3 protein-coding genes and 1 pseudogene are annotated in these 2,571 nt (G+C 42.7%); all 4 read right to left on the reverse strand.

Features of this window, described 5'->3' with window-relative positions; translation table 11 throughout:
• Window positions 1–368 (reverse strand): dinitrogenase iron-molybdenum cofactor (locus HPY74_20715; protein NSW93030.1); only part of this gene is annotated, 368 nt, incomplete at its 3' end.
• Window positions 369–382: 14 nt separating this feature from the next.
• Window positions 383–1,265: pseudogene (locus HPY74_20720) on the reverse strand (4Fe-4S binding protein).
• A complete protein-coding gene (locus HPY74_20725) occupies window positions 1,262–2,089 on the reverse strand; it encodes a 4Fe-4S binding protein (protein NSW93031.1) in 828 nt (275 codons plus the stop codon). Before HPY74_20725 ends, HPY74_20720 begins: the two are co-directional and overlap by 4 nt.
• Window positions 2,086–2,466: a NifB/NifX family molybdenum-iron cluster-binding protein gene (locus HPY74_20730; protein ID NSW93032.1), complete on the reverse strand. Its 381-nt coding sequence runs from the start codon at window positions 2,464–2,466 to the stop codon at window positions 2,086–2,088. Before HPY74_20730 ends, HPY74_20725 begins: the two co-directional genes overlap by 4 nt.
• Window positions 2,467–2,571: the final 105 nt, after the last annotated feature.

Genomic DNA, 2,571 nt, shown 5'->3' on the forward strand with positions numbered 1-2,571 from the left:
TCACACTCAGTTTTTTCAACGCCATATCCTCTTCCTGCACCGGGTGTACACAAACTTTCTCCACCTTCAAGCATACCTTTCTCAAGTTTTTCTATTACTTCATCAATGCTTCCATCCACACCCATAATTGTCTCTATACCCAGTTCTTCGAAAAATCCTTGCGCTCTTGCTCCCATACCACCGCAGACAATTAGTTTTACACCCTTTTCATGCAAAAACTGAGGAATATAACCTGGCGAATGCCCCGGGTTTTCAACTTCCATCCTTTTCACTGTTTTTCCATCTTTAATATCAATCAGAGTAAATGACGGACATCTTCCGAAATGTGGAGAAACATATCTCCTGTCTGTAGAAATTGCTATACGCATATTTAAACCTCCATTCAAATATTTTTATTAGTAGTTTTAAGCTTATCCAGCTCATCTACAAGCCTCATCCATATACCTGCAATTTCATTTGTCACATTGCTGTTGCCGGCCTCAATTGGAGTTTTGAATTCCTGCAAGGCCTTCACTATGGATGGATCAAACGGTATCCTGCCGATGACCGGAAAACCGTTGCTTTCGCAGAAGCTTTCTATCTGCGAAGTGACTTCCGGGTTCAGATCATACTTGTTAATGCATACAAATGCCGGGATTCCAAAGTGCCTTGCTACTCCCAGAACCCTTTCCAGATCACTTAAGCCCGATTTTGTAGGTTCTGAAACCGCCACCACCGCATCTGCTCCTGTAATGGATGCAATCACCACGCAGCCTATACCCGGCGAGCCATCAAATAAGTACCCATTTTTCATCTTTTTTGTTGTTATAGATATTCTTCCTTACCTCTGTGACAAGCTTTCCGGACCCTTCTGCGCCAATATCGAGCAGCGCGTGGGAAAAAGTACCTCTCGAGGTGTTGGATACATATGTTTCTCCGGTCTTAACTTCTTCCAGGACTATTGCTTCCTGCGGACACACCAGTGTACATGCACCACATCCTTCACATTTCATCGGGTTGATTTCAAATTCTTCGTTAATTGCGCCAAATCTGCACGTTTCTCTACATAAGCCACACCTTATACATGCTGACGAATCAATCACCGCTTCTTTTGCACCAAAAAAGTCATCCTTTTTTAAAACTTCACCCTTTAGCAGGATGTGCAGGTTTGGGGCATCAACGTCGCAGTCGGCAAGCATTTTGTCCTGAACCAGAATGCTCAGTGATGAAACCAGGGTACTTTTTCCAGTTCCGCCTTTCCCGCTTATAAAGATAATCTGTTTCATTTACCGGCACCCCTTTCAATCTTTTCATAGAGCTTTTCAAATTTTTTCCACAAATCATTATTCTTAACAGGAAGCACACCTTTTGAATAGCTTTCGGCAATTTCCTGCGAAAAAGGTATTTCCATCAAAAGCTCAATACCTTCATTCCGGCAAAAATCGTGTATCAACCTGCTGCTGTCGGATGCTTTATTCAATACAATTCCAAATGGGATTCCCATCTTTCTTACAAGCTGCACGGCAATTTTAAGGTCATGGAGCCCGAAAGGCGTAGGCTCCGTTACCAGCACACAGTAATCACAGCCTTCTATTGACTGCACTACTGCACAGGAGGCTCCCGGTGAACAATCAAGTATCCCAGGTACGTCCTTTTTCATACGCTTTTTTAGTTCACGTATGATAGGTATACTTACAGGCTCACCTACGTTAAGCTTTCCCTTAAGGAATGTGCCATCCCCGTTTGCTTCAACAATCCCGATAGTCCTTTCCACTTCTCGGATTGCATCATTTGGACAGGCTATAACACATGCCCCGCAGTGGTGGCAGATTTCGGGAAATACAAGAACCTTACCCTTCACTACGGCAATTGCGTGAAACTGACATGCCTTTGCGCAGTAGCCGCATGCATTGCATTTTGCCATATCAGCTTCCGGAACAAGTACTTTTACAGGAAAACTGTCCTGTATTTCGGACGTTAAAAATATTGCCCCATTCGGTTCTTCCACATCACAGTCTATATACTGGTAGGACGGCACTGACACTGCAAGGCTTGCAGAAACAGTTGTTTTACCTGTTCCTCCCTTGCCACTTAAAACTGCTATTCTCATTTCTGTCTTCCCTGTGCCCCCATACCAAAGTGTGAAGGGACTGTAGAAGTTATTTTTTCAAGAAGTCCTTTTTTGAATTTAACAATGTTTTCTTTCACAGATACCGATTCTCCACGGTATATTTCAATATTTGCAGCCTTTAAAACATTCATGGCATTTGGCCCTACATTGCCCGTAATTACCGCTTCCACGCCCTTATCAACCATAAGCTGCCCTGAAGTGATTCCAGCCCCGCCGCCGGAGGCTGCCGCAGTGTTTTCAATGATTTCAGAATTCATTGTATCGGTATCTGCAATAACAAAATATGCCGCTCTCCCGAACCTCGGGTCTATTGTACTTTCAATAGAATTTCCGCTTGATGAAACACAAACCTTCATATATTTTCCTCTCCCTCGTAATGAGTTGGCATTTATTTTGATATAAGCTTATGCCCATAATAAATTTTATTATTATTTTGGGCATATGTCAATTATTTTATAACA

The sequence above is a fragment of the Bacillota bacterium genome (assembly GCA_013314855.1).
Lineage (GTDB): Bacteria > Bacillota > Clostridia > Acetivibrionales > DUMC01 > Ch48.

What these genes read in the sequence shown, in the direction of transcription:
- HPY74_20725 (NSW93031.1), bottom strand. Translation starts at nt 2,089, where the DNA reads ATGAGAATAGCAGTTTTAAGTGGCAAGGGAGGAACAGGTAAAACAACT.
- HPY74_20730 (NSW93032.1), bottom strand. Translation starts at nt 2,466, where the DNA reads ATGAAGGTTTGTGTTTCATCAAGCGGAAATTCTATTGAAAGTACAATA.